This is a genomic window from Pararobbsia alpina (assembly GCF_902859895.1).
GTDB classification, from domain to species: Bacteria; Pseudomonadota; Gammaproteobacteria; order Burkholderiales; family Burkholderiaceae; genus Pararobbsia; species Pararobbsia alpina.
Genome location: NZ_CADIKM010000001.1, coordinates 142,041 through 167,982, shown reverse-complemented (window position 1 = coordinate 167,982; position 25,942 = coordinate 142,041). Strand labels below are relative to the sequence as shown.

Sequence of the window (25,942 nt, the reverse complement as noted above, 5' to 3'; positions counted from 1 at the left end):
ACATGAGCAAGAACATCCGACTGTCCGTCAAAGGCGTCAACAAGCGGTTCGGCGGCCTGCAGGCCCTGAGCGACGTGGGGCTGGAGATCGAGGAAGGACAGATCTACGGCCTGATCGGCCCCAATGGTGCGGGCAAGACCACCTTTTTCAACGTGATTACGGGGCTCTACGAACCCGACTCGGGCGAGTTCATCCTCGACGGCGCAGCCTACAAGCCGACGGCCGTGCATGAGGTGGCCAAGACGGGCATCGCGCGCACGTTCCAGAACATTCGCCTGTTCGGCGGCATGACCGCGCTCGAGAACGTGATGGTCGGGCGCTATGTGCGCACGAAGCACGGCCTGATCGGCGCGGTACTACGCACGCCGGCCGAGCGTCGCGAGGAGCGCGAGATCAAGGAACGCTCGCTCGACCTGCTCGAATATGTGGGTGTCACGAAGTACGCCGACTACACGGCGCGCAATCTGTCGTACGGCCATCAGCGACGGCTCGAGATCGCACGTGCGCTGGCGACCGATCCGAAGCTGCTCGCGCTCGACGAACCGGCCGCGGGCATGAACGCGACGGAGAAGGTCGAGCTCACGCATCTGCTCGACAAGATCCGCTCGGATGGCAAGACGATCCTGCTCATCGAGCACGATGTGAAACTGGTGATGGGCTTGTGCAACCGGATGACGGTGCTCGACTACGGCAAGGTGATCGCCGAAGGTCTGCCGCAGGACGTGCAGAAAGACAAGAAGGTGATTGAAGCCTACCTTGGCGCTGGAGGCCACTGATGACGACGAACGGTTCAGCAATGCTGACAATCTCCGGACTGAAGGTCGCATACGGCGGCATTCAAGCGGTCAAGGGTGTGGACCTCGAGGTTCGCGAGGGCGAACTGGTCACGCTGATCGGCGCGAACGGCGCGGGCAAGACGACCACGATGAAGGCGATCACCGGTCTGAAGGCGATCAGCGCCGGCGATATCCTCTATCGAGGCGTATCGATCAAGGGTGTGCCGCCGCACGAGCTGCTCAAGCGGGGTCTTGCAATGGTGCCGGAAGGTCGCGGCATTTTCGCGCGCATGACGATCCTCGAGAATATGCAGATGGGTGCCTATCTGCGTAACGATACGGACGGCATTCAGAAGGACGTCGAGCGGATGTTCGGCTTCTTCCCGCGGCTCAAGGAACGTGCGTCGCAACTCGCCGGCACCTTGTCGGGCGGTGAGCAGCAGATGCTCGCGATGGCGCGTGCGATCATCAGCCGGCCCAAGCTGTTGTTGCTCGACGAGCCGTCGATGGGGCTCTCGCCGATCATGGTCGAGAAGATCTTCGAAGTGGTCCGTGAGATTTCGAAAGAGGGCCTCACGGTGCTGCTGGTCGAGCAGAACGCGCGGCTCGCGCTGCAGGCTGCGACACGCGGCTATGTGATGGACTCGGGCCTCGTGACGATGTCGGGTGACGCGAAGCAGATGCTCGACGACCCGAAGGTGCGCGCAGCGTATTTGGGCGAGTGAGTTTGGGGAGTAGGCCGGGGCAGCGCAGGTGAAGAAGAGAAGGGAGTGCGCAGTCAGCCCCGGCCGTACGGGTCAGGCAAGCTCGTCCAGGATCGTGCGTAGCGCAGTCAACGCGTGGTCGATCTCGCCGTGCGAGACGTTGAGCGCCGGCATGAAGCGCAGCAGGTTCGGACGCGCCGCATTGAGCAGCACGCCGTCGGGCTGGAGTTCACGGGCCCGCTCGACGATCTCGTTGCCGTTGTCCTTGTCGAGTAGCAGAGCGCGCAGCAGCCCTTCACCGCGTTCGCCCTTCATCCCATAGTCGGCCGAAATTTGTAGCAACCCCGTCTTCAGATAGTCGCCGCGTTCGCGCACGCCTTCGAGAAAGCCGGGCGCGGTCAGCTGCTCGATCACCGAAAGGCCGACTGCCGTCATCAAGGGATTGCCGTTGTACGTGCCGCCCTGATCGCCCGCTTCGAATACCGCGATGTTTTCACGCGCAAGCAGGGCGGCGAGCGGCACGCCGCCGCCGATGCCCTTGCCGAGCGTCATGATATCGGGCTCGACACCCGAGAGTTCGTAGGCGAACAGGGTGCCGGCGCGGCCGCAGCCGGTCTGCACTTCATCGACGATCAGCAGCAGGTTGTGCTTGCGGGTCAGTTCGCGCAGTGCCTTCATGAACTCGCGCGTCGCGGGGATCACCCCCCCTTCGCCCTGGATCGGTTCGAGCATGACCGCGACGGTATTCGCGTTGATCAACGCCTCGACCGACGCGATGTCGTTGAGATCGGCCTTCGGAAAACCCGGCACCTGCGGCGCGTAGATCGTGTCCCAGCCCGGCTTGCCGCTTGCCGACATCGTCGCGAGCGTACGGCCGTGGAAGCTGTGATCGAAGGTGATGATCTCGTAGGCGCCGCCCTTGTTCTTGCGGCCCCATTTGCGCGCGAGTTTGATCGCGCCTTCATTGGCTTCGGCGCCGCTGTTCGCGAAGAACACCTTCTGGAAGCAGCTGTTCGCGGTCAGCAGGTTGGCGAGCCGCGCCATCGGCTCGTTATAGAACGCCGGGCTCGGATTGATCAGCTTGCGCGCCTGTTGCTCGAGCGCGGCGATCATGCCCGGGTTGCAGTGGCCAAGACAGTTGACCGCCCAGCCCTGGATGAAATCCAGATAGCGTTTGCCGGTATTGTCGAAGAGCCACGACCCTTCCCCCTGCGTGAAAACGATATCGGGACGGTTCGTGATGTACATCAGCGAATCGATCGGGTAGTCGTTGAACTTCATGTTCGGCACACTCCTTCAAACTGCGTTGACCAGATCCGCCGCGCTGGTGAACGAATCCGCAAAAAATTCCTCGGCCGGCAGGCCGTGATGCGCGCTGAAATCCCGGTGCGCCGACTCGACCATGACGGGCGCGCCGCACGCGTACACCTGATGGTTCGACAAGTCTGGCAGGTCCTCGATGACGGCGCGATGAACAAAGCCGGTTCGGCCGGACCAGGCATCCGCTTCAGTCGGTTCGGACAGAACCGGAACGAAGCGGAAGTTTGGCAGATCGGCGACCCATTTTTCTGCCAACGAGGCCAAGTAAATATCTTTCTTGCTGCGTGCGCCCCAGTAGAGCGTCATCGGCCGCGTGATGCCCGTGTGGATCGCATGTTCGATGATCGCCTTGATCGGCGCGAAGCCGGTGCCCGAGGCGAGCAGCACGATCGGCTTGTCCGAATCCTCGCGCAGGAAAAAGGTGCCGAGCGGCCCTTCAAAGCGCAGGATGTCGCGCTCCTTCATCGCACCGAACACATGGTCGGTAAACACGCCGCCCGGCATATGGCGGATATGCAGCTCGAGCGGTCCTTCGTGATGCGGCGGGCTCGCCATCGAATAGCTGCGACGCTTGCCGTCCTTGAGCAGGAATTCGATGTACTGGCCCGCGAGGTACTGGAGACGTTCGCTCGCCGGCAACTGGAGCTTCAGGACCACGACGTCGTCGGCCACGCGCTCGAGGGCGTTGACCCGGCACGGCAGCTTCCTGACCGCCATGTCGCCCACTCCCGAGACTTCGCGGACGTCGATCTCGAGGTCCGATTTCGCTGTCGCGCAGCAGAACAGCGCCATGCCGCGCGTTTTTTCATCGTTCGCGAGGGCGGACGACGAGTGCGTGCGCTGCTCGATTTCGCCCGATATCACCGAGCCCTTGCATGAGCCGCAGGCGCCGTTCTTGCAGCCGTACGGCAGGCCGATGCCCTGGCGGATCGCCGCGGTCAGCACGGGCTCGTCGGCCTCGACCTGGAATTGCCGGCCGCTCTGCCGGATCGTCACATTGAATGCCATAACGCGTCAGTCGGATACGTCGTAAAGGTGGAAAGTCATTCGAAACCGGCTTCGCGAAACGCCGCAGCTACAATATCGGACCATGATTCGAACTCGAAAACTGCGCCGTCCGCGCATCCTCGTCGTCGGCGCCGGCAATGTCGGCCTGCGCTGCATCGCTTTGTTGCGCGCACGCTATCGCGTGTTCGCATTGACCCGCGACACCGATCCCGCCCGGCTCGATGAACTGCGCCGCGCGGGCGCGGTGCCGGTTCGCGGCGACCTCGATGCGCGCGCGAGCCTGCATCGTATCGGCGCGCTCGCTCCCGCGGTGCTGGACCTCGCACCGCCCCCTTCGGGCGGGGACGAAGACCCGCGTTCGCGCGCGCTGATTGCGGCGTTGACGCGGTCCCGCGGACGGGGGCTCATTGTACCCGAGCGCGCGCGGCCGACCGTTGTCTATGCGAGCACCACCGGGGTCTATGGCGATTGCGGCGGCGCATTGGTCGACGAGACACGGCCGGTGCGTCCGGCCAATCCGCGCGCGGTGCGCCGGGTCGCCGCCGAGCGCGCGTGGCGGGCGGCGGGTGCCCGCGCCTCGCTGAACGTGCGGATCGTGCGGATTCCGGGCATCTATGCGGGCGACCGGCTACCCGTCGAACGGCTGCGCAAGGGTACGCCCGCGCTCGCGGCCGGCGACGACGTATTTACGAGCCATATCCATGCCGACGATCTGGCGGCCGTCATGATCCGCGCACTCGCCGCGGGTCGCCCGCAACGGCTGTACCTCGCGGCCGACGAGACGCGCCTGAAAATGGCCGACTATTTCGATCTCGTCGCCGATCGCAAGGGCTTGCCACGGCCGGTCCGCATTGCGCGGGACGAGGCTGAACGCACGCTCGATCCGAACTTGCTGAGCTTCATGCGTGAATCGAGGCAGATCGATAACCGCAGACTGAAGACCGAGCTCGGATATCGGCTGCGCTATCCGAGCGTCGTGGATTTCCTCGATCGGCAGGAATGAAGAAGATTACGGGCGGTGATCAGGGTGGCTCATGGGTGTCCGAAGCGCAGCGAAGTCGGCCTCGTCGAGCCACTGCCACTGCCCGGGCCCGAGCGAGGCGGGTAGCGTCAGGTTCCCGATCGCGTCGCGATGCAGCGCCTCGACGTGATTGCCCGCGGCCGCCACCATGCGCTTGACCTGGTGATACTTGCCTTCCTGAATAGTCAACAGCAGCGTCGTCGCGTTTTCCCGTTCGGCGGCCCAGGCGGCCAGTGGCTGCGATTCGTCGCGCAGCAGCACGCCCGCGCGAAGCGCGTCGAGTTGCGCATCCTCGATGGGCCGTGCCGTGCTCACGCGGTAGCGCTTGGGGACCTTGCGTTTGGGCGAGGTGTTCTGGTGAACAAAGGCGCCGTCGTCGGACAAGAGCAGCAAGCCTGTGGTGTCCTGGTCGAGCCGCCCGACGCACTGGACATTGCGCTCGACGAGCGGGCGCGGCAGTAGTGCGAACACGCTCGCATGATGCTGGGGATCGCGCGAGCATTCGAAGCCGGCAGGCTTGTGCAGCATCAGATAGGCATGTTCGCGATAGTCCCAGCGCACGCTGTCGACGGTGAACGAGAGGCCGCGCGGATCGAGTTCCGCGTCGGGGTCGTCGAGCACCGCTTCGCCGACCGCGACCGCGCCGCTTTCGATCAGCGCGCGGCATTGGCGGCGGCTGCCGAAACCCTGGGAGTGGAGAAGGCGTTCGAAGATCATCGGCGGCGACTTTAGCATGCGAGCGGCGCTTCGGATGCGTTGACAGGGCGTCGCGCGCGCCGCTATAGTCCTGCTGCAAATCACCGTTCGAAAGCAGGTATTCCGGGCTGTAGGGCGGTCGTAAGCGTTTACGTTAACCAACGCATCTATGATTCGCCACGGCCCAATCGACCGGAGCCTGGTGAGACAGGTGCGTTCGGCCATCGATCGAAAAGCACGCACTTGTCTTGCCGCGAGTCCCGATTGCGTCCGCAATCCCCGACTTTGGAGCGTGCATGGCCCAACCTACTGTTTCTCCTACCTCGCCCGCGACAAGCGGCGCGGCGCAGGATCGCATTCTCGCGCGCCTGGCGCTCGTGATGTTCATTGGCTTTCTGTGTATCGGCTTGCCTCTGCCGGTAATCCCTCTGTTTGTCAAACATTCGCTCGGCTTCAGCGATGTCGCAGTGGGCGTCTCAGTGGGCATCCAGTTCCTCGCGACCGTGCTCACGCGCGGCTATGCCGGGCGGCTAGCCGACCACCGCGGCGGCAAGCGCTCGATGATGCAGGGGGCGATGACCTGCGCGTGCGCGGGCGTCGTCTATGTGCTCGCCGCCTTGCTTCCCCTTTCGGATGGACCGAAGCTCGCGGTGCTGATCGCCGGTCGCCTCGTGCTCGGCCTGGGTGAGAGCCAGTTCGTTACCGGCATCATCACCTGGGGCATCGCGTCGGTCGGTCAGCAGCGCGCGGGGAAGGCCATTTCATGGAGCGGCATGGCCATGTACGGTTCACTCGCGGCAGGGGCCCCGATCGGCATGGCGTTGTATCAGGCGGGCGGCTTCCTGCTGGTCGCCGTTGCCGCGTTGGTGGCGCCGCTTTTGGCGGCGCTCGTCGCCTTCGGCGCACCGGCCGCGGAAGCGCTGCACGGCGATCGCGTACCGCTGTTTCGAGTGCTCAAGCTGATCTGGCGTAGCGGCCTGAGTCTTGCGTTGCAGGGCGTCGGCTTTGCGACGATCGGCGCGTTTGCCTCGCTGTATTTCGCATCGCGCGGCTGGGTTCATGTGGGGCTTGGCATGACCTGCTTCGGCGGCGCGTTTGCACTCGTGCGGCTGTTGTTCGGCCATCTGCCCGATCGGGTCGGCGGCTTCAAGATCGCGATGGGCGCCATGGCGATCGAATGCGTGGGTCAGGCGCTGCTCTGGCTCGCGCCCAATGAGGCGACAGCGCTGGCGGGTGCACTCGTCACCGGCCTCGGCTGTTCGCTCGTGTTTCCCGGTCTTGGCATCGAAGCGCTCAAAATGGTACCCCCCCATAGCCGGGGTACGGCGATGGGGGGCTTCGTTGCGTTCCAGGATGTCGCGTATGGCGTAACGGGGCCGATCACCGGCGTGCTTGCGGCCGGATACGGCTATCCCGCGGTGTTTCTGGTCGGCGCGATCGCGGCGGTATTCGGCGTCGTGATGGCGATCCTCGCGCGTGCACAGGCGAGAAGAGTACTCGTGGCGTAGCCGCTTCTCAAACGACGGATCGTAGATTCAAACTTCGGCCTGTACCCGGGATATCGCGCTTGCCAGAATCATCGCCTGCGCGTTCACCGGTGCGGGCAAGGTCGGGATCGGCCGGTAGATCGCTTCGCCGGGCTGGATCCGTACGCCTGTCACCGCGCAGCGGCCGGGTTGGCGTGCGATGCCGACGCGCCAGATCTGATCGTTGTAGTGACACGAAGTCGAGTCTCGCCACGAGACCGCGACCGTGCGTTCACTCAGACGGTCGAGCACATTGACCACACATGCCGAACGGCGCGTGCCGTCGTGCACGTCGCGCGAATGGCGCTGGCGGTCGTTGGCTGCCTCGCGCACGGTCAGACGGTGTGAAGCGTTCAGCGACGCGCTGCATTCCGACGCGGATGTGCTTGTCAACAAGCGCTTCAAAATGCATGGCCACGGGTCGCTGGCGGATACCTTGCCGTTCATCGGTGACGCTCCTTGAAGTGCGCTCAGCATCCCTGAGCCGGAAGAGCCGTGCTGCCCGATCCTGTCCGAGGCACAATCATTTTCGCCTCCCGCTGCAAAAGTGTGACCGGCATGCCGACAAAGGGCAGGCAGCATTCCAAGTATGAAGACAGCGACTTTCGAGGTCTTTCCAGTTCGCACGACGCTTTCGAAATTGCGCGGGGGCAGGGGACGGGTACAGCGGCGGGGAGCCCTCAGTGCGCGCGCCCGCGCCTTAGCCATTCAAGCATCGCGCGCGGACGCACTCGCGTTTGCTGGACGAACACCGCGACGACGATGATCAAGCCCTTGAGCACGAGTTGTGTATTGCTGTCGATATTGTTGAGCAGCAGGATATTGCCGAGAAAGCCAAAGATCAGCACACCGGCGACCGTTCCCGCGATACGGCCGACTCCGCCCATCAGACTGGTCCCGCCGATCACGACGGCTGCGATCGCGTCGAGTTCCCAGCCCATGCCCGCGTCGGCTTTCCCCTGCCGATACTGCGCGGCGTAAAGCACGCCGACGAGCGCCGACAACATGCCCGAGACCGCATAGGCGGCGATCTTGTTGCGGTCGACCTTGAGCCCCGAGACCCGCGCGCATTTCTCGTTGCCGCCGATCGCATAGAGATACTTGCCGAACACGGTCCGGTTGAGCACGAAGTCCGCGATCAGTGCGATTACGAGGAAAAACAGCGCCGGCACCGGTAGCACGCCCCATAGCAGCGCGCGCAGCGATTCGATGTCGGTCGTCGCGTTGGTGCCGCTATAGATCGAGTAGACCGCGGTGTCCTGCCCTGCGATCAGCCGCGCGACTCCCATCACGCCGACCATCGAGGCAAGCGTGACGATAAACGGCTGCATGCGGCCACGCGTGATGATCACACCGTTCAGCGCGCCGATCGCGAGACCCGCGAGCGGCACCATCCAGAGCACGTTCAGCAGCGAGACCTTGGTCGGCAACTGGTGCGCCGCATAGGCACACGCAAGCACCGCGACCAATACCGCGAGCGTGACCCGCAAGGGGCGGCCCGTCGAAGTCACGAGCCGGAGGTGGCTGGCGCCGGCAATGCCTGAGGTGGGCACGCCATGGCCCGAACGTGCTCGCCCCCAGAGCCCGAGCCCCGCGAAAACGAGCACGAACACGCTGATCGCATCGAGTCCGAGCGTCGCATAAGCGGCTGGACTGGTTCCGGCCGTCGTCAACAGGATCGCCGTCAGTACGCTGCCGAATCCCATGATCGAGCCGACCGACAGGTCGATACCCGCCGTGATGATGACGAGCGTCATGCCGATCGACATCACGCCGACATTGGCGACCTGCCGGAGCACGTCGGAGAAGTTCGCACTCGACAGGAAGATATTGCTGCCGTCGCCCGCATGCGGAGAGGTGAGTGCCCCGACCACGATCAGGGCGAGCAGGCCCAGGTAGTATTTGAGGTTCGTGAGCCATGTGCGCATCCGCCGCTTGCGGCTGTCGGTCGCTTCGTCGTATGAGGAATTGCTTGCGTGCAGCATGGGAATTCTCCGGTTCAGGACAGATGCCGTCGCGCCGAAACCGCTCAGGGCGCCGCGAGTTCGACGAGCTTCTCGACGCTGAATGCGTCACGCGCGACCAGCCCCGTCATGCGGCCTTCGCAAAGTACAAGGATGCGGTCGCACAACAACATGAGTTCCTCGATTTCGGAACTTGCGACCACGACCGTCAAGCCTTCGCGCGCGGCATCGAGTATCTGCTTGTAGATCTCGGCCTTCGCTGCGATATCGACGCCGCGTGTCGGCTCGTCCAGAAGCAGCACGTCGGGATGCGTGAGCAGCCATTTGGCGATGATCAACTTCTGCTGGTTGCCGCCCGACAGGGTACTCACGATCTGTTCGCCGTCATGGTGTTTGACGTTCGACGCCTGCGCCTGCGCGCGTGCGCGTGCCTGCATGCGGCGCAGGCGGATGAACGGAAACCCCTCGGCGCGCCGCAGGCTCGGCAATAGCAGATTGGCCTCGACGGACTGCTCGAGCAGCAGGCCGTCTTTCTTGCGGTCTTCGGTCACGAGTGCGACGCCCGCCGCGACGGCCTCGGCGGGCGAGGCGAACCCGCGCGGGCGGCCGTTGACGTGGGCCCGTCCTTCGAGCTGAAATGGCGAGACGCCGAACAGGGCCTCGAGAATCTCGGTCTTGCCTGCTCCGAGCAATCCCGACAGGCCGAACACTTCACCGCGGCGTACGCTGAACGATACGCCCTCGACGACCGGCCGCTGTTCGCCGCGCAAGGTCAGGCCCGCGACGTCGACGGCGATTTCCGCTTGGTTCAGCACGGTCGACCCGGTGCGCCGCTCGGTGACAAACTCGCGGCCGATCATCATCGAGACCAGCACCTCCGGCGAGCCGACACGGTCGATCGGCAAGGTCGCAATATGGCGGCCGTCGCGCAGCACCGTGACACGGTCGGCCACCGCGAAGATCTCCGACAGGCGGTGACTGATCAGGACCAGCCCCATGCCTTGCGTGCGCAACGAGCGCGCGAGCGCGAGCAGCGTCTGCGTCTCCGTATCGGAGAGCGCCGAGGTTGGCTCGTCCATGATCAGCACGCGCGCGTTCGCGAGCAGTGCCTTGGCGATTTCGATCAGTTGTTTCTCGCCGACCCTGAGCGTGCCGACGAGCACATCCGGCGCAGGCTTGAAGCCGAGTTCGCGCAGCACGCCGCGCGCCTTCACATACATTGCGCGCTGATCGGGAAAGCCCCAGCGCGTCGTGATCTCCTTGCCCAGGAAGAGGTTGTCGACCACGCTCAGGCTGTCGACCAGGTTCAATTCCTGGTGGATCACGGCGACACCCGCCGCGATCGCGTCGGCCGCGCCGTGGAGATGCACGATTTCGCCGGCAATCGAAATCGATCCGGAGTCGGGGGGGTAGAGACCCCCGAGCATTTTCATGAGGCTCGATTTGCCCGCCCCGTTTTCGCCGACGAGGGCGTGAATCTCGCCAGCCACGACGTCGAAATCGACTTCGCTCAGCGCAGGGCTGCCGCTGAACGAGATCGACAGTTTCGAAGCGGCGATCAGCGGGACCTTGCCGACCGCCTCGTCGACCTGGTGTGCCACGCCTTGCATCGCTCAGCTCGCCACAAACTGCTTGGCATTGCTGGCGAAGATGCCTTGCGTCGGCAGCAGGATCTTCTTCTCGATCTTTTCACCGCCGAGCAGCTTGAGCGCCTGCCGGATCCCTTCGGCACCTGGCGTCGGATAGACGAACGTCGCGGTCAGCGCACCCTGTTGGACCCAGACCGCGCCTTCATTGGGCAAGCCGTCGGCTCCGACGAACTTGATCTTCTTTTCCAGGCCCGCGTCCTTGGCAGCGAGATAGGAGCCATAGGCCATCGGATCGTTGTGCGCGAACACGAAGTCGATCTGCGGGTTCACGCGCAGCACGGTCTTCATGTAGTCATAGGCCTTGTCCTGCTTCCAGTCGCAGTCGACACGCTGACCGAGCACCTTGATGCCTGGTTCCTTGCCGATCGACTCGAACGCGCCATCATGCCGGTCGTGCGACGCCTGCGTGCCGAAGCCGCCCCAGACCTCGACGAAATTGCCCTTTGCGTTGCCCGTGCCGCCGAGTTCCTTGACGATGAACTTGCCGGCTTCGCGCCCGATCACGACATTGTCGCCGCCGATGAATTGCGTGTAGGCATCGCCGTTGACGGGGCGGTCGAGCACGAACACGGGAATGCCCGCCTTGAACGCCTTTTCGGTCACGCCCGTGAGGCCGGCCGACTCCTTCGGCGAGATGAAGATCGCGTCCATCTTCTGCGTAATGAAGTTCTCCATGTCGGCGTTTTGCTTGTCCGTGCGGTCGCCGCCGTCGGCGATCACGAGGTCGACATTCGGATGCTTGGCGGCTTCGGCCTTCATGTCCTTGTTGAACTGGACGCGCCACGGTTCGAGCGTGGTGACCTGCGAGAAGCCGAACCGGTATTTTTTCGCAGCGCCTTGCGCCCATGCCTTGTTGAGATCGAGTGCGAGGCCCGCGAACGGGGTAGCCAGCAGGGCGCTGGTGATCAGACGTCGATTGCGGTTCATCCGTCTCTCCTTTTATGCGCACCGGCGATGCGCTCGAGTGAACAACCGTTCGTTCGGCGTGCATTGCGCCACGCCTGGCGAAGCGACATTGCAATGTCGCTGCCGCGTTGGGGGGAATGAAGTGGGACTTACCCGCACGGGGGGCGAGTGCGCGGCCGCAGGCTGAGGGACGATCCAACTGAAAGAGGCTGCGCGGTGACGCCGAACACCCTTTTGATTGCCGTCGGGCACCCCGGTGTACTTCCGACTGATCTCGGCACGTTGTCCGATGCGGTTGGGTATTCGAGTGCAATCCTTTTCCGGCAAAAATATAAGTTGCATCGAACTACGCATGCGCTGCGGTACGCGACGCCGCCCATCTCGCCGCGGTCGGGCTGTTCCGCCGAGGACGGCCCGCTCGTTGGTCTCGGCGGTAGAACAAAGGATGTCATGTCATGAGCGGGCGAAAAATATCGGGGGTCTCGACGCTGTTAGGCGATATCCGAGAATTGATCGAAGCCTCACGTCAGCGCGTCACGGCGGTGGTCAACAGCGAATTGACGATGCTGTTCTGGCGTGTCGGCCAGCGCATCCATACACGGATTCTGTCAGGCCAACGCGCGGGGTATGGTGACGAAGTTCTGCCGATGCTGGCAGCGCAACTGGTAAAAGAGTATGGCAAGGGTTTCGCGGAAAAGAACCTGCGTCGAATGGTGCAGTTCGCCAGCACCTTTTCGGACGAAGCAATTGTCGCGACACTGTCACGACAATTGAGTTGGTCCCATTTCGTCGCACTGCTGCCACTGGAGGGGCCCTTCCAACGGGAATATTACGCCCAGATGTCCAGCCTAGAGGGCTGGAGCGTACGTACCCTGCGTGAGCGGATTGGTTCGATGCTCTACGAACGGACCTCGTTTTCTCAGCAGCCCGAGGCTCTGATTTCCGAAGAACTAGCGTCTTTGCGCGATGCTCAGCGCGTGTCGCCCGGTTTGGTTATGCGCGACCCTTACATTCTCGACTTCCTGGGCCTGCGAGACACATGGCAGGAGGACGATCTCGAGGCCGCCATTATCTGGGAAATGGAAGGCTTCCTCCTGGAGTTGGGAACTGGCTTCACTTTTGTCGCCCGGCAAAAGCGCATCCAACTAGACGGGGAAGATTTCCATCTCGATTTGCTGTTCTACAACCGCAAGCTCCAGCGACTGGTTGCCATCGAGCTAAAAATGGGCGAATTCAAGGCGGCTTACAAGGGGCAAATGGAACTCTATCTGCGCTGGCTCGACAAGTTCGAACGTGAACCTGATGAAGCGTCGCCGTTAGGCATCATTCTCTGCACTGGCAAGAAATCCGAGCAGATTGAGTTGCTGGAGTTAGACAAGTCTGGCATCCATGTCGCGGAATACCTGACGACCTTGCCTCCGCGTGAGTTGCTTGCTGAAAGGCTGAAGCAGGCCGCTGCTCGCGCCCAGCTACAAATTGAACGACGTACCAGGGACTGACTCGTTGGCGTCCGACTTATGCGTGTGCGACCTTGCGACATCCTTGACACTAAAATAGAGCACACTCAACGATCCAACAAAAAGGGCTGCGCTGTTCCATCGCGCAGCCCTTCGTGCTTCCAGCCGGACAGACTCCTCAGGACCCGCTGACGCGATACCCGTCGTCGAGCGTCTTCATGAACGCGATGATGTCGTTGATTTCATCCTCGGTCATCGCGGGCTTGTCACCGAACTTGCGGTCGAATGGCGCATCTGCGACATCGATGTTCGCGTGATACTGGGCCGGCAGATCGTCATACTTCTCAACCTTGCCCGACGCATCCCTCGGATAGATTTTTTCCGGGTTCGTGTTGCGCAGATTGTAGAAATCCATGACCTGTTTGAGGTCATGGTAGACACCGTTGTGGAAGAACACGTGCCGGGTCGCCGCGTTACGCAGTGTCGGTGTCAGGAACATGCCGCAAAATTGCGTCTGGTCCTTGATGTCGTCCCGGAATGGGCCGCATACCCCCATGTCGTAGAACTTCGGGTCCTTGTTTTGCGGGAGATTCATGTTGCGCGGCACGCCGAGCGCTTCGTACTGCGTGTCGGTGAACAGGGGGGGCAGATGGTCGGAAGACGGTTTGCTCAGATGGCAACCTGCGCAGTTCGCTTTGTCGGGGTCGTTGAACAACTGCAGGCCATGGAGTTCGGCCCGTGTCAGATGAGCCTTGCCCTCGAGCCAGTAGTCGTATTTGCTCGTGAACTGATGGAACGAGGGGTCTTCAATCTGGTAGCGGCCGACCGCGAACATCGCCTCGGCGAGCAGGAGAGCGGGCTCGTTCAGGATGGACTGGCCGAACAATTTCACGAACTGGCCCAGATATTTCGTTTGCAGCAATTTGCGCGCGACATCTTCATTTGTCGCGTTCGCCATTTCGACGGGATTGGTCAGGGGACTGATGGCCTGGTCCTGAAGCGTGCTCGCGCGACCGTCCCAGAACAGGCCGCCCTGCGGCACGATCGCGGGCGCGGCCGGCACAACACCCGCCGTCTTCACGGCGCGCTGCACCCCTTTCGCCGCCGAGGCGAGCTGATCGAGTGAGACGGGTGCCGCGCCATCCGCGTCGCCGGCGTCCGGGCCTATGCTGAACGGTGCCTGGCGATACAGGTAGGTGAGAGAGGGCACGGGCCGATAGCCCACGGACGCCATATGCGGGCCGCCGATCTGGACCGACAGGTCGTTGGGTGGTCCGTACGCGTGCGCCGCACTGTGGCACGAGGCGCAAGACTGCTTGCCCGACGCCGACAGCGACGGGTCATTGAAAATCTGCTGGCCGAGCAATGCCATCGCGCTGAGCGGTCGAACCGGCGGCCGTCGCAGTTCGACCGGCGCCGGATTGGCGCCCGTGATGTTCTCGACGACGTTACCGATCACCTCGGGTGTGCGCTCCGGGTGGACAAGCGCAAATGCGGCATACGCGATCAGCGCAAGCACAGCAAAGGATGCGACCCATTTGAGCGGGCGAAGCGACGAGCTTTTGGCCGCGCCGGGACCGGATTTGCCACCGGATGGCAGGGGGGGCGTGGCAGCGTTCGAGCGAAGGTTCATGGCGGCGATGGCAGTGATGCAATGAAGATCGATAAATGCAAATCGAGCCGGTACGTTTGGCGTACCGGCTCGAAACCCACACTACAGCGTGCTTGCTCGGTGTTCCGGGTCACATGAACGCGAGTTCATGCGATCCGGAACTACGTCGAAGCGAGGATCTACAGCGTCGATCAGTTCGCCGGGGCAGCCGACAGGACCGTGCCTTGCGCCTCGTCGAGGAACAGCGTCGGGTTCGAGCCAGCCTTGGTGAAGTCGAACAGGCCGCTGATGTCGCCGGCCGTCTTATCGAACGAGCCGTTACCGATCCGTGTGCCACCAAGCCAGTTGTCCTCGATGAACTTCACGACAGATGCTTGCGTGACCTGCGTGTGGTCAACGTAGTTGGCCTTCGCATACGGCGAGATGACGATGAACGGCGTACGCGTACCCGGACCGCAGCGACCGTTGACCTGCGCGCCGGCAAGACCGACGGGTCGTGTCGCGACAGACATACCGCACGAACCGGCGCTGTCGTACTGGTCAGCGCCCGCGAAGGTCACACCGCCGGCGCTGATGGCCGTGGAGTTGTCGTTCGAAGCGCTCGTGAGCGTCGGTGCCTGATGGTCGTACCAGCCATCCGAATCGTCGTAGGCGATGATCACGGCCGTGTTCTTCCAGTCAGGCTGTTGCATCAGGAAGTTGACCACTTTCGTGACAAACCCTTGTTCGTCGATCGGGTCCGAGTTGCCGGGGTGACCATCGCCAACAGACGGTGCCTTGAGAAAGCTGACGGACGGGTAGTTCCCTGCCGACACGGCCGTGAAGAAGTCGTTGCTGTCGTACTGATGGTGAACCGGCGACGTGCCGGTGGTGTCCTTCGGATCCGTATAGCCGATCAACGCGGTCGACGTCGGACGTTCGTGGTGCGGGTTCGCCGTCGAGTTGTAGTACTGGAACCACGCATGGTGCTGAACGTAGTCGCTCGAGTTCGCGTTGAGGATGTCGGAGAACGTCGAACGCTTGCAGCCTGTGGTGTTATTGGGGTTCGTGATCGTCAGGTCGAAGCCGCCCATGAAGCCGCCCCAGGTCAGGCCCTTCGTGTTCAGCAGGTCGCCGATGTTCTTGCCCTTCATCATCGCGGTCGGGTTGGTGGTATTGCCACCTCCGGCTACCTGGGCTTGGATCGAGCAGTCGTCGGTCGTCGGATCCAGATCGCCGGTCATGCTGTTGTCACCGTTGCCATCGCTGATCGCGTTGGTCGACGTCGTAATGGCCGGATTAAAGAGGTTGGCGGCGAGGGTCAGGCCATTGTTCTGACCTGACACCACTTCAATCGCACCGGGAGTCGACGGGCCGAACGTATCCGTCCACGCGTTGTCGCTCATGGCGAAATGCTGCGCGTAGTTCCAGTAAGCCGTCACGGTGTTGCCGTCGAAGTAGCCGAGCACCTGACCTTGGGAACCGAAGGCACCCGTGGAGCCCACCATGGTGGTGCTAGCAGCCGTGAACATCGGGAACGCGTCCATCAAGCCGTTGTGGTCACCGAGCTGTTCAGGCGTGTAGCTGTGGTTCTGGCTCTTCGTATTGGCTTGCGAGCGGTCGAGACGGAACGGGGTCGCGTCGGCCACCGTCAGCGGAGCGGCGGGTGTGCCGGTCAGGAGCGCAGGGACTTGAACGCCGTTGATCGTCACAGCAGCCGTTGCGAGGTTCGGCGAGCCAGGCAGTGCGTTCGGGTTCGTCGCACCGAGAATGCCCTTGGACGCCAGGGTGTTGATGTCCGTCTGCGTGTTCGCCAGAGGCGTGAACGTCGGATCACCCGAGAAGTTCTTGGCGTTCGGGTAGCTCGCGAAGTAGTGATCGAACGAAATGTTTTCGCCAAAGATCACGACCAGATGCTTGATCGGCGTCGCCGTAGCCACGGAGTCCTGTGGCGATACGGTGGCGCTCGGGGTCGTCGCGGCCGGCGGGTTGTTATTGCTGCTTCCGCATGCTGCGAGCACGAGCAGTGCGGCAGCAAACGGGATGGGCAAAAGGGCTTTACGGGACATGTAACGGGCTCCAGATTCGCTTCTCAGCGTTTCCAAATGTGGTGGAGGGTGCTGGGATGTTGTTAGAGATGGTTCTGGCACGACATTGAAACTGGGGGCATTGAGCCATCGCGATATTACGATTTAGGGGCGGATATCTTTCGGCAATATTATTTATCCATTCATTTGCATTTCAAACGATCGAGGCGACGTAGAACAAAAGCGTAAGCAATTGATATGGAAGGGAAAGGCTGGGGGGCAAAAAAATGAAAGCAGGTGGGGAAAAAAGCGTGTCTTTAGCTGAACTTATTTCAAGGTGTCCGTCGTATCAGCGATATCGTGAATCGGCCATACAGCGCGCTTTTTTCGGACGAAGCTATGTCGCGACATGGTCACGACAATTGAGCGTGACCCATTTCGTCGCGCTGCTGCCCCTTCAGGGCCCCTGCAGCGACATTACGCTCAGATGTACATCCTGGAGCGCTGGAGCGTACGTACCCTGAGTGAGTGGATGGGTTCGGTGCCCTATGAACGGACCTCCTTGACCTGCTGAGGGAAGTCCGGATGGCGTGACCGCGCTTTGAGGGAGGTACCGTTTTGCTGCTGCTCGGATCGGCATGCTACTGCAAGGCTCTAGCATCTTCGCAGACAAAAAAATAGGCCCTTCCATCACTGGAAGGGCCTGCACTGGTGCCCGGGGCCGGAATCGAACCGGCACGCCTCGCGGCGGGGGATTTTGAGTCCCCTGCGTCTACCAATTTCACCACCCGGGCTATGAACCCCTCGGCTTGCGCCCAAGGGTTCCGTTCAAACTGGTTTGGAGCATTCTTCAAATGCGCCGAACGATCTATAACCTGGTCACTGCACCCACCGGCCCGACACGCTGATGTGCCAGCGGCGGCGCGGGAAGAGCGAGATTATGGCGGAAAGGCATCCGCCCGGCAAGCGCCCTGCAGGGTGCGCTCACCGACCCACATCTTTTTTCTCATCAACCCTAGCTGGACGAAGCCGCCAATTTGGACCCGCGGTGCGCGCAACGGATCCGATCAGCAAGCAAACGCACTAGTTGCTCAAATAGACAAACCGCCCGTCCTTGACCTCACCCATCACGCTCGCGCGCTGGTCGAGGCCGACGTGATCCTGCGGGCTCATATTGACGATCCCGTTGGGCACCACAAGCTCATGCGTCTGCTCGAGCTCATTGCGCAGCGCGGCCCGGAAGGCCCCGGTGCCCGGTGAGGTGATCTTCGCCGCGCGCCCGACCGCGTTGTTCAGCAAAGGCCACACCCCAGCCGCGTCCCCCGCGAACTGGGTCACGCTGCCAGCGCCAAAGGTGGTCTCGTATTGCGAAACGAAGGTGCTCGCAACTTTCTTGACGGGATGATCCGCAGGCAATGACTTCGCCACGACGACCGGCTGTGTCGGAAACAACGTGCCTTCGACGTCTTTCCCGCCGAGTTTCAGGAATTCCGGGGTCGCGATGCCGTGGGTCTGGTAGATCGGCCCCTGATAACCCCGCTGCTTGAGTTCAAGCTGGGGCAGCACGGATGGCGTGCCCGCGCCAGCGACCAGCACCGCGTCGGGATGGGTGGACATCACCTTCAGGACCTGGCCGGTCACGCTCGTATCGGTCCGATTGAAGCGCTCTGCATCGACGATCTTGATCTTGCGCAGCTCGGCGAACTTGCTGAATTCCTTGAACCAGCTGTCCCCATAGCCATCCGCAAAGCCGATGAAACCGACGGTCTTTACGCCATGGCTGCTCATATAGCGGGTCATCACGTCGGCCATCGCGCCGTCGTTCTGGGCCATCTTGAATACCCAGGTCCGCGAGCCGGCCTGAGGCTCGACGACCGAGGCCGAGCCGACGAGCGTGATCATCGGCGTTCCCGCGGTCGCGACGGGATCGAGCACCGCGAGCGCCGCCGAGGTCACATTCGGGCCGACGATCACGTCGACCTTGTCCTCGCTCAGGAAGCGATGGATATTGCGCACCGCCTGACCCGGATCGCTCGCATCGTCGAGCACGATGTACTTGACGCCCCAGCCGCCAAGCTTCTTCGGCCACATCTGGATCGCCTTCTGGCTCGAAAGGCCAATCGAAGCGGCCGGCCCGGTCGTCGACAGATCGATGCCGACGGTCACCACTTGCGCATGGACGGCCCCGGATCCACACATCGCCCCAACCAGTGCGGCCGTGCCGGCGAGCGTGCGGAGCCTTCCCGCCGTCGCTTTCGCCCCGAGCCTGGACCCCGACGGGGAGGGCGCCGCATGCCCCCTCTCAGACCCGCATTCTTTGTCCTGCCTCTTTCCCGCCATCCCGCCCCATCGCTTCCCGATACTCATCCAACACTCCAGAAAAGACCTCGACGCCCTGTCTCTGTATCAGAGCTCATAGTTTTCATGGTCCCCTTTCAGCGCCTGCTCGACGAGCTTGCGCGTGAGGGTCGGAGACAACAACTCGACCAGCGTATACACATAGGAGCGCAGATACGCCCCCTGCTTGAGCGCGATGCGCGTCACATTGCTGCCGAACAGATGCCCGACCGGGATCGACCGCAAATGCCGGTCCCGTTCGGGATTGAACGCGACGTCGGCCATCAGCCCGACCCCCAGGCCCAGTTCGACATAGGTCTTGATCACATCCGCATCGATCGCCTCGAGCACGATATCCGGCGTCAGGTTGCGCAGCGCGAACGCATGATTGATCTTCGAACGCCCCGCAAACGCGGGGTCATAGGTGATCAGGGGATAGTGCGCGAGATCATCGAGCGTCACATTGACCCGTTCGAGCAGCGGGTGATCAGGCTGGACAACCGCGACGTGATACCACTGGAAGCACGGCAGTGACACGAGATCCTTGTAGCCCGACAGGGCCTCGGTCGCAATGCCGACATCGGCCTGATCGTGCAGCACCATCTCGGCGACCTGGGTCGGACTGCCCTGCAGAATGGACAGCCGCACCTTCGGAAATCGTCGTTTGAACTCGGCGATCGCGAGGGGCAGAGAGTAGCGCGCCTGGGTATGCGTGGCCGCGATGGTCAGGTTCCCCTGATCCTGGGCCGCGAAATCTTTTCCAACACGCTTTAAACTCTCAACTTCCTGAAGGATCTTCTCTACCGAGACCAGAATGATCCTGCCGGGCTCGGTCAGCGACCGGACCCGTTTGCCGTGCCGGGTGAAGATTTCGACGCCAAGCTCGTCCTCGAGCTCGATGATCGCCTTCGATACCCCAGGCTGCGAGGTGTACAGCGCCTTGGCAGCCTCCGTCAGGTTGTAGTTCTGCCGGACGGCTTCGCGAACGAAGCGGAACTGGTGCAGATTCATAATAACCTCGCGGCATATCAACAGAAAAATTCAGTCGTTTGAAATATAAAGCGAGTTTATTACGATCAACGCACTTTTTCCAATATCGATAGCTGCAATCGTCATTTGCAAATGAGCATTTCGTCCGAACGCGGGCAGCAGACGCAGGTCTCTCCTTGCTCCCGGACTGAATTGAGATGATCCCAGCCGTTGTGCGATACGGGTTGCACGCGGCGGACGAACAAAAACTGAGGTTGCCCACATGTATCAATACGATCGGTTCGACCAGACCATCGTCGACGAACGGGTCGAGCAGTACCGCGACCAAGTGCGCCGGCGCTTGTCGGGCGAGCTGTCGGAGGAAGAGTTCCGGCCGCTGCGTCTGCAAAACGGCTTGTATTTGCAACGCCACGCCTACATGTTGCGCGTGGCGATTCCCTACGGGCATCTGCGCAGCGACCAGATGCGCACGCTTGCCGAGATCGCGCGCGACTACGACCGCGATTACGGCCACTTCTCGACGCGGACGAACATCCAGTACAACTGGATCGAGCTCGAAAAGACACCGGACATCCTGCGCAAGCTCGCGGATGTCCAGATGCACGCCATCCAGACGTCGGGCAACTGCATCCGCAATATCACTTCCGACCAGTTCGCGGGCGTGGCGCCCGACGAGATCGTCGATCCGCGGCCTTACGCGGAGATCATGCGGCAATGGTCGACATTCCACCCTGAATTCGCCTGGCTGCCGCGCAAGTTCAAGATCGCGGTCTCGGGCACGGCACAGGATCGTGCCGCCGTGCTGATCCACGATCTGGGCGTCTATCTGAGCCGCGACGCGAACGGCCAGGTCGTCGCGCGGGTGCTCGCGGGCGGCGGCCTCGGCCGCACCCCGATCATCGGTTCGGTGATCAAGGAAAACCTGCCCTGGCAACACCTGCTGACGTATGCCGAGGCGGTGCTGCGCGTCTACAACCGCTACGGCCGGCGCGACAATATCTACAAGGCGCGGATCAAGATCCTCGTGAAGGCGCTCGGTCCGGAGAAGTTCGCCGAACAAGTCGAAGCCGAATGGGCGCACCTGAAGGATGGCCCTGCGACGATCACCCAGGAAGAGCTCGAACGTGTGTCAGCGGGTTTTGCGCCGCCGGCCTACGAAAAGCTCACCGACACCGATCCGGTCTACGAAAAGCATCTGCTCGAGAATCGCCAGTTCGCCCGCTGGGTCGAGCGCAATGTGCGCCCGCACCGTGTGCGTGGCTATGCGAGCGTGACGCTTTCGCTCAAGCCGGGCATCGCCCCACCGGGCGATGCGACCTCCGCGCAGATGTTCGCGGTGGCCGACTGGGCGGATCAGTACAGCTTTGGCGAGATTCGCGTAACGCATGAACAGAACCTCGTGCTCGCCGACGTCAGGAAGCGCGATCTGTATGCGGTCTGGGAACTCGCGAAGTCGCAGAATTTCGCGACCGCGAATATCGGCCTGCTGACCGACATCATCGCGTGCCCGGGTGGCGACTTCTGCTCGCTCGCGAATGCGAAGTCGATTCCGATCGCACTGGCGATCCAGGAGCGTTTCTCCGATCTCGACTATGTCTACGACCTCGGTGAACTGTCGCTGAATATCTCGGGCTGCATGAATTCGTGCGGTCACCACCACGTCGGCAATATCGGCGTGCTCGGCGTCGACAAGGATGGCGCCGAGTGGTACCAGGTGTCGCTTGGCGGCGAGCAAGGCGAGGGTGCCAAGCTCGCACGTGTGATCGGCCCGTCGTTCAAGGCCGAGCAGATGCCGGATGTGGTGTCGAAGGTGATCGAGACGTTTGTCGCGCATCGCAACGGCGACGAGCTGTTCATCGATACCTATCAGCGCATCGGGATCGCGCCGTTCAAGGAACGGGTCTACGCACGGGATACTGAAAACGCCTGAGCGAAAACGCCTGAGAGAGGCCGCTTGCGGCAGGGTGCCCGAGTCAAGGCGTCTGGCCAAGCACTTGACTCGAAGCACCTGAAGCAAGGCGTCCGAGCGGGAATGCAAGACTTTGGCGGGCAGCCCGACGGGCGCCCGCCGCATTGGAAAAGAATAGCTATGCCCCAGATCATCAAGAACCAGGCGATTGTCGACGACGACTGGCTTGTCGTGCGCGCTGCCGAAGACGGCAGCTTGCCGCCCCCGCACGCGCTGCCGGCCGGCAAGGTACTGGTGCCATTCAGTTACTGGAAGGCCTCGCGCGACACGCTGCCCGGCGTTCGCACAAAGCAGCAGATCGGCGTCTGGCTCGCCCCGGATGACGAACCGGCCGACCTCGTCGTCGACTTCGACGAGATCGCGCTGATCGCGATCGACTTTCCCGTGTTTCGCGACGGCCGTGGCTACAGCATCGCGCGCCTGCTGCGCGAACGGTACGGCTACAAGGGCGAGATCCGTGCGATCGGCGACGTGCTGCACGACCAGCTCGCGTATCTGAGCCGTTGCGGTTTCGATGCATTTGCCTTGCGTGCGGACAAGGACATTCAATACGCGCTGCGCGCGTTCGGCGAGCTGACGGTCCACTATCAGACCGCGAACGACGAGAAGCTGCCGCTGTTCCGCCGTCGCGGAGCAGCCGGGGCGGCCGCATGAGCACGCGCGCCGGCAGCGAGCTCAGCGAACTGTCCGCACCGAGTTCGGCGCTGCGTGCGCCGACAGCGAGTACGGCTGCCGGTCAGTCGGCCAAGGTCGACGCAGGCGCGCCGCTGAGCGCTGAACTGCTCGCAAAGATCGAACGCCTCGACGCACGCCTCGATGCGATCGCGGGCCGTCACAAGCGTGTGAAGCTCGCGAGCAGCCTCGCCGCGGAAGACATGTTGCTGACTCACGCGATCCTCTCCCGCAAGCTCGGCATCGGCATCTTTTCGCTGAACACGGGCCGCCTGCACGCCGAGACGCTCGGCATGCTCGACCGGGTCCGCGAGCGCTATGGCTACGAAATCGAGCAGTGGCTGCCTGACCCCGCGGCGGTCGAGGCCTATGTGAAGAATCACGGCCTCAATGCGTTTTACGACAGTGTCGAGTTGCGCAAATCATGCTGCGGTATTCGCAAGGTCGAGCCGCTCAATCGCGCGCTCTCAGGTCTCGAAGCCTGGGTCACGGGGCAGCGCCGCGAGCAGTCGGTCACGCGCACCGAGCTGCATGAGCAAGAGCACGACGAGGCACGCGGCATCGAGAAATACAATCCGCTCGCCGAATGGACCGAGGCCGATGTCTGGGCTTATCTCGGGCACTTCGATGTACCGGTGAACCCGCTGCATGCACGGGGCTATCCGAGCATCGGCTGCGAGCCGTGTACGCGCGCGATCCGTCCCGGCGAAGACAGCCGTGCGGGCCGCTGGTGGTGGGAGTCACGCGATACGAAGGAATGCGGGCTGCACATCACGATCGTGCCTGCTGAATCACAGTCGTCGGTTTTGCCGGCGAGCTGAGTACCGCGGCGCAGGCGAGGCATCTAGCGCAAGCAGATGACAAGCGGACAAGCGGGCCCCCGATTGAAACCCGGAAGGCACGCCGCCATATGATCCCAGCGACGGAGCCGCGCTCCGTCGCCGTAATGAGCAAACGAGCCCAGCCGCCTCCGCGGCGCTGCTCACGCAAACGAAGGACCGAATTATGAGCACCGAGCTCAACGCACCGGCAAAGACCGAATCGAATATCGCTGCGCAGAAGATGGACCATCTCGACTGGCTCGAAGCGGAATCGATCCACATTCTGCGCGAACTCGTCGCGGAGTGCCGCAATCCGGCGCTGCTGTTCTCGGGCGGCAAGGATTCGGTGGTCGTGCTGCACCTCGCCTTGAAGGCCTTCGGCCTCGGCGGCGGCCGCAAGACCACACTGCCGTTCCCGCTCGTGCACATCGATACCGGCCACAACTATCCGGAAGTGATCGAGTTCCGCGACCACCGCGTCGCCGAGATCGGTGCGCGCCTCGTGATCGGTCATGTCGAGGATTCGATCAAGCGGGGCACCGTGCGCCTGCGCCGCGAAACCGATTCGCGCAATGCCGTACAGGCTGTCACGCTGCTCGAAACCATCGCCGAACATCACTTCGACGCGATGATCGGCGGCGCGCGCCGCGATGAAGAGAAGGCTCGCGCGAAGGAGCGCATCTTCTCGTTCCGCGACGAATTCGGCCAATGGGACCCGAAGGCCCAGCGCCCCGAGCTCTGGAGCATCTTCAATGCACGCCTCCATCAGGGCGAGCACCTGCGTGTGTTCCCGATCTCGAACTGGACCGAACTCGACATCTGGCAATACATCGCCCGCGAACGGCTCGAACTGCCACAGATCTACTATGCGCACCAGCGCGAGATCGTGCGCCGTGACGGCCTGCTGGTGCCCGTGACGAATCTCACGCCGATGCGCGAGGGTGAAACGAGCGAAGTCGCGACGGTCCGCTTCCGCACGGTCGGCGACATCAGCTGCACCTGCCCCGTCGAGAGCGATGCCGACAATCTCGACGCGATCATCGCCGAGACTGCGGTCACCGATATCACCGAGCGTGGCGCGACACGGATGGACGACCAGACCTCCGAAGCCGCGATGGAACAACGCAAGAAACAAGGCTATTTCTAAGCCGCGCAGGGAAAAAGATCATGAGTATCCAGAATCAGACTGAAGACCTCGGCGTGCTGCGTTTCATTACCGCCGGCAGCGTCGACGATGGCAAGAGCACGTTGATCGGGCGCCTGCTCTACGACAGCAAGGCGGTATTGTCCGACCAGCTTTCGGCGCTCTCGCGTGCGAAGAACAAGCGCACGCTCGGTGACGAAATCGATCTGTCGCTGCTGACCGACGGCCTCGAGGCCGAGCGCGAGCAGGGCATCACGATCGACGTCGCCTACCGGTATTTCCAGACGGTGCGCCGCAAGTTCATCATCGCCGACACGCCGGGCCATGAGCAGTACACGCGCAATATGGTGACCGGTGCGTCGACAGCCGATGCGGCGATCATCCTGATCGACCCGACGCGCGTGACGACGGTCGACGGCAAGACCGAACTGCTCGCGCAGACCAAGCGCCATAGCGCGATCGTCAAGCTGCTGGGCTTGCAGCACGTGATCGTCGCAATCAACAAGATGGACCTCATCGACTATAGCGAGCAGCGTTTCGACGAGATCCGCGACGCCTATGTCGAACTCGCCGCGCACCTCAAGCTGGCCGATGTGCGCTTCGTGCCGGTCTCGGCGCTCAAGGGCGACAATGTCGTGCAGGCGAGCGAACGGATGCCGTGGTACGCGGGGGAGCCGCTGTTGCAATTGCTCGAGGCGCTGCCGGTTCGCCGCGCGCAACATGCGCTGCGTTTCCCGGTGCAATGGGTCGCACGCCAGGACGGTCATCAGGCCGATGACTTCCGCGGCTATATGGGCCGGGTCGAGAGCGGCGAAGTCAGCGTCGGCGACACGATTGTCGTATTGCCCGCCAATCGGGAAGCGACGGTCGCCGAGATCGTCGCACCGGTCACGGGCGGTACGGCATCGGTGGACCGCGCATTTGCGGGCCAGTGCGTGACGCTGCGCCTGAGCGAGGACGTCGACGTCTCGCGCGGCGACACCTTCGTCGCGCCGGGCGACGCGCCGCAGCCCGCGCGCAAGCTCGATGCTGATCTCTGCTGGTTCGACGAGGAACCGCTGTCGATGCAGCGTAAGTACCTGCTCAAGCAGACCAGCAACACGGTGTTCGCGCGCGTCTCGGCGGTTCGCGAAGTGTTTGACGTGAAAACGCTCCTGCAGGCGAGCGACCGGCAGTCGCTGTCGATGAACGATATCGGGGCGGTCTCGCTGACCTTGCAGAAGCCGGTGGTTGCCGATGTCTATGAGACACAGCCCGCGACCGGTGCCTTCGTGCTGATCGACGAAGCGACCAACCATACGGTGGCGGCCGGCATGATTCGTGCGTTTTCAGCCTGAGAGCCGCACAGGCTCGAACTAGAGACG

The 25,942-nt window shown here is 62.6% G+C and carries 21 protein-coding genes and 1 tRNA gene; 10 read left to right on the top strand and 12 right to left on the bottom strand.

Annotation, left to right across the window (positions count from 1 at the left end; all coding sequences use genetic code 11):
* Positions 1-2: 2 nt before the first annotated feature.
* Both HV670_RS00775 and HV670_RS00770 read left to right on the top strand, forming a co-directional pair.
* On the top strand, positions 3-776 hold the full coding sequence (locus tag HV670_RS00775; protein ID WP_175102719.1) for an ABC transporter ATP-binding protein: 774 nt from the start codon (positions 3-5) through the stop codon (positions 774-776).
* A 20-nt stretch (positions 777-796) separates the two neighbouring features.
* Positions 797-1,501 carry an ABC transporter ATP-binding protein gene (locus HV670_RS00770; protein WP_175102980.1) on the top strand — a complete coding sequence of 235 codons (705 nt, stop codon included), beginning with the start codon at positions 797-799 and terminating at the stop codon, positions 1,499-1,501.
* A 72-nt stretch (positions 1,502-1,573) separates the two neighbouring features.
* Here HV670_RS00770 and HV670_RS00765 read toward each other — a convergent pair whose 3' ends face one another.
* Together HV670_RS00765 and HV670_RS00760 are read right to left on the bottom strand one after the other, a co-directional pair.
* A complete protein-coding gene (locus tag HV670_RS00765) occupies positions 1,574-2,761 on the bottom strand; it encodes an acetylornithine transaminase (RefSeq protein WP_175102718.1) in 1,188 nt (395 codons plus the stop codon).
* Positions 2,762-2,776: 15 nt separating this feature from the next.
* Positions 2,777-3,808 carry a CDP-6-deoxy-delta-3,4-glucoseen reductase gene (locus HV670_RS00760; RefSeq protein ID WP_175102717.1) on the bottom strand — a complete coding sequence of 344 codons (1,032 nt, stop codon included), beginning with the start codon at positions 3,806-3,808 and terminating at the stop codon, positions 2,777-2,779.
* A gap of 82 nt (positions 3,809-3,890) precedes the next feature.
* Here HV670_RS00760 and HV670_RS00755 point away from each other — a divergent pair, with 82 nt between their 5' ends.
* On the top strand, positions 3,891-4,811 hold the full coding sequence (locus HV670_RS00755) for an NAD-dependent epimerase/dehydratase family protein (protein ID WP_175102716.1): 921 nt from the start codon (positions 3,891-3,893) through the stop codon (positions 4,809-4,811).
* A 6-nt stretch (positions 4,812-4,817) separates the two neighbouring features.
* Here the strand turns inward: HV670_RS00755 and HV670_RS00750 are convergent, their stop codons facing one another.
* Complete coding sequence (locus HV670_RS00750) at positions 4,818-5,546, bottom strand: 16S rRNA pseudouridine(516) synthase (RefSeq protein WP_175102979.1); 729 nt, start codon at positions 5,544-5,546, stop codon at positions 4,818-4,820.
* A gap of 275 nt (positions 5,547-5,821) precedes the next feature.
* Between HV670_RS00750 and HV670_RS00745 the strand changes: the two genes are divergently transcribed.
* Positions 5,822-7,033, top strand: a complete 1,212-nt coding sequence (locus HV670_RS00745; protein WP_175102715.1) for an arabinose transporter — start codon at positions 5,822-5,824, stop codon at positions 7,031-7,033.
* A gap of 27 nt (positions 7,034-7,060) precedes the next feature.
* Here the strand turns inward: HV670_RS00745 and HV670_RS00740 are convergent, their stop codons facing one another.
* From HV670_RS00740 to HV670_RS00725, 4 genes are all read right to left on the bottom strand, one after another.
* Entirely contained in the window at positions 7,061-7,498 is a 438-nt protein-coding gene (locus tag HV670_RS00740) for a DUF3331 domain-containing protein (RefSeq protein ID WP_217478347.1), read from the bottom strand.
* A gap of 233 nt (positions 7,499-7,731) precedes the next feature.
* Positions 7,732-9,036 carry an ABC transporter permease gene (locus HV670_RS00735; RefSeq protein ID WP_175102713.1) on the bottom strand — a complete coding sequence of 435 codons (1,305 nt, stop codon included), beginning with the start codon at positions 9,034-9,036 and terminating at the stop codon, positions 7,732-7,734.
* A 44-nt stretch (positions 9,037-9,080) separates the two neighbouring features.
* On the bottom strand, positions 9,081-10,625 hold the full coding sequence (locus HV670_RS00730; protein WP_175102712.1) for a sugar ABC transporter ATP-binding protein: 1,545 nt from the start codon (positions 10,623-10,625) through the stop codon (positions 9,081-9,083).
* Between the two features lie 3 nt (positions 10,626-10,628).
* Positions 10,629-11,591, bottom strand: coding sequence for a substrate-binding domain-containing protein (locus HV670_RS00725; RefSeq protein WP_175102711.1), 963 nt, complete (start codon positions 11,589-11,591; stop codon positions 10,629-10,631).
* Between the two features lie 434 nt (positions 11,592-12,025).
* On the opposite strand from HV670_RS00725, the gene HV670_RS00720 reads away from it, so the two are divergent.
* Positions 12,026-13,069 carry a PDDEXK nuclease domain-containing protein gene (locus HV670_RS00720; RefSeq protein ID WP_175102710.1) on the top strand — a complete coding sequence of 348 codons (1,044 nt, stop codon included), beginning with the start codon at positions 12,026-12,028 and terminating at the stop codon, positions 13,067-13,069.
* 136 nt (positions 13,070-13,205) lie between these two features.
* Here HV670_RS00720 and HV670_RS00715 read toward each other — a convergent pair whose 3' ends face one another.
* The 5 genes from HV670_RS00715 to HV670_RS00695 form a co-directional block, all read right to left on the bottom strand.
* Positions 13,206-14,660 carry a cytochrome-c peroxidase gene (locus HV670_RS00715; RefSeq protein WP_175102709.1) on the bottom strand — a complete coding sequence of 485 codons (1,455 nt, stop codon included), beginning with the start codon at positions 14,658-14,660 and terminating at the stop codon, positions 13,206-13,208.
* Positions 14,661-14,830: 170 nt separating this feature from the next.
* Positions 14,831-16,687 carry a phospholipase C gene (locus tag HV670_RS00710; RefSeq protein ID WP_175102708.1) on the bottom strand — a complete coding sequence of 619 codons (1,857 nt, stop codon included), beginning with the start codon at positions 16,685-16,687 and terminating at the stop codon, positions 14,831-14,833.
* A 667-nt stretch (positions 16,688-17,354) separates the two neighbouring features.
* A tRNA-Leu gene (locus tag HV670_RS00705) sits at positions 17,355-17,439 on the bottom strand.
* 289 nt (positions 17,440-17,728) lie between these two features.
* Positions 17,729-18,844 (bottom strand): ABC transporter substrate-binding protein, encoded by a 1,116-nt coding sequence (locus HV670_RS00700; protein WP_175102978.1) that lies wholly within the window; start codon positions 18,842-18,844, stop codon positions 17,729-17,731.
* A 207-nt stretch (positions 18,845-19,051) separates the two neighbouring features.
* A complete protein-coding gene (locus HV670_RS00695; protein WP_175102707.1) occupies positions 19,052-19,993 on the bottom strand; it encodes a CysB family HTH-type transcriptional regulator in 942 nt (313 codons plus the stop codon).
* Between the two features lie 241 nt (positions 19,994-20,234).
* On the opposite strand from HV670_RS00695, the gene HV670_RS00690 reads away from it, so the two are divergent.
* The 5 genes from HV670_RS00690 to HV670_RS00670 all read left to right on the top strand — a co-directional run bounded on the left by HV670_RS00690 (position 20,235) and on the right by HV670_RS00670 (position 25,915).
* Positions 20,235-21,902, top strand: a complete 1,668-nt coding sequence (locus HV670_RS00690) for a nitrite/sulfite reductase (protein ID WP_175102706.1) — start codon at positions 20,235-20,237, stop codon at positions 21,900-21,902.
* A 159-nt stretch (positions 21,903-22,061) separates the two neighbouring features.
* Positions 22,062-22,595, top strand: coding sequence for a DUF934 domain-containing protein (locus HV670_RS00685; protein WP_175102705.1), 534 nt, complete (start codon positions 22,062-22,064; stop codon positions 22,593-22,595).
* Positions 22,592-23,434, top strand: coding sequence for a phosphoadenylyl-sulfate reductase (locus HV670_RS00680; protein ID WP_175102704.1), 843 nt, complete (start codon positions 22,592-22,594; stop codon positions 23,432-23,434). Before HV670_RS00685 ends, HV670_RS00680 begins: the two co-directional genes overlap by 4 nt.
* Positions 23,435-23,618: 184 nt before the next feature.
* Complete coding sequence (gene cysD / locus HV670_RS00675) at positions 23,619-24,581, top strand: sulfate adenylyltransferase subunit CysD (RefSeq protein WP_175102703.1); 963 nt, start codon at positions 23,619-23,621, stop codon at positions 24,579-24,581.
* Between the two features lie 20 nt (positions 24,582-24,601).
* Positions 24,602-25,915, top strand: coding sequence for a sulfate adenylyltransferase subunit 1 (locus tag HV670_RS00670; protein WP_175102702.1), 1,314 nt, complete (start codon positions 24,602-24,604; stop codon positions 25,913-25,915).
* Positions 25,916-25,942 lie beyond the last annotated feature (27 nt).

Excerpts from the sequence above, each read along its gene's own strand:
- HV670_RS00715 (WP_175102709.1), bottom strand. The coding sequence starts at position 14,660 with ATGAACCTTCGCTCGAACGCTGCCACGCCCCCCCTGCCATCCGGTGGC.
- HV670_RS00685 (WP_175102705.1), top strand. The coding sequence starts at position 22,062 with ATGCCCCAGATCATCAAGAACCAGGCGATTGTCGACGACGACTGGCTT.
- HV670_RS00755 (WP_175102716.1), top strand. The coding sequence starts at position 3,891 with ATGATTCGAACTCGAAAACTGCGCCGTCCGCGCATCCTCGTCGTCGGC.
- HV670_RS00710 (WP_175102708.1), bottom strand. The coding sequence starts at position 16,687 with ATGTCCCGTAAAGCCCTTTTGCCCATCCCGTTTGCTGCCGCACTGCTC.
- HV670_RS00720 (WP_175102710.1), top strand. The coding sequence starts at position 12,026 with ATGAGCGGGCGAAAAATATCGGGGGTCTCGACGCTGTTAGGCGATATC.
- HV670_RS00680 (WP_175102704.1), top strand. The coding sequence starts at position 22,592 with ATGAGCACGCGCGCCGGCAGCGAGCTCAGCGAACTGTCCGCACCGAGT.
- cysD (WP_175102703.1), top strand. The coding sequence starts at position 23,619 with ATGAGCACCGAGCTCAACGCACCGGCAAAGACCGAATCGAATATCGCT.
- HV670_RS00740 (WP_217478347.1), bottom strand. The coding sequence starts at position 7,498 with ATGAACGGCAAGGTATCCGCCAGCGACCCGTGGCCATGCATTTTGAAG.
- HV670_RS00670 (WP_175102702.1), top strand. The coding sequence starts at position 24,602 with ATGAGTATCCAGAATCAGACTGAAGACCTCGGCGTGCTGCGTTTCATT.
- HV670_RS00770 (WP_175102980.1), top strand. The coding sequence starts at position 797 with ATGCTGACAATCTCCGGACTGAAGGTCGCATACGGCGGCATTCAAGCG.
- HV670_RS00730 (WP_175102712.1), bottom strand. The coding sequence starts at position 10,625 with ATGCAAGGCGTGGCACACCAGGTCGACGAGGCGGTCGGCAAGGTCCCG.
- HV670_RS00700 (WP_175102978.1), bottom strand. The coding sequence starts at position 18,844 with ATGTGTGGATCCGGGGCCGTCCATGCGCAAGTGGTGACCGTCGGCATC.
- HV670_RS00745 (WP_175102715.1), top strand. The coding sequence starts at position 5,822 with ATGGCCCAACCTACTGTTTCTCCTACCTCGCCCGCGACAAGCGGCGCG.
- HV670_RS00760 (WP_175102717.1), bottom strand. The coding sequence starts at position 3,808 with ATGGCATTCAATGTGACGATCCGGCAGAGCGGCCGGCAATTCCAGGTC.
- HV670_RS00725 (WP_175102711.1), bottom strand. The coding sequence starts at position 11,591 with ATGAACCGCAATCGACGTCTGATCACCAGCGCCCTGCTGGCTACCCCG.
- HV670_RS00690 (WP_175102706.1), top strand. The coding sequence starts at position 20,235 with ATGTATCAATACGATCGGTTCGACCAGACCATCGTCGACGAACGGGTC.
- HV670_RS00765 (WP_175102718.1), bottom strand. The coding sequence starts at position 2,761 with ATGAAGTTCAACGACTACCCGATCGATTCGCTGATGTACATCACGAAC.
- HV670_RS00775 (WP_175102719.1), top strand. The coding sequence starts at position 3 with ATGAGCAAGAACATCCGACTGTCCGTCAAAGGCGTCAACAAGCGGTTC.
- HV670_RS00750 (WP_175102979.1), bottom strand. The coding sequence starts at position 5,546 with ATGATCTTCGAACGCCTTCTCCACTCCCAGGGTTTCGGCAGCCGCCGC.
- HV670_RS00695 (WP_175102707.1), bottom strand. The coding sequence starts at position 19,993 with ATGAATCTGCACCAGTTCCGCTTCGTTCGCGAAGCCGTCCGGCAGAAC.
- HV670_RS00735 (WP_175102713.1), bottom strand. The coding sequence starts at position 9,036 with ATGCTGCACGCAAGCAATTCCTCATACGACGAAGCGACCGACAGCCGC.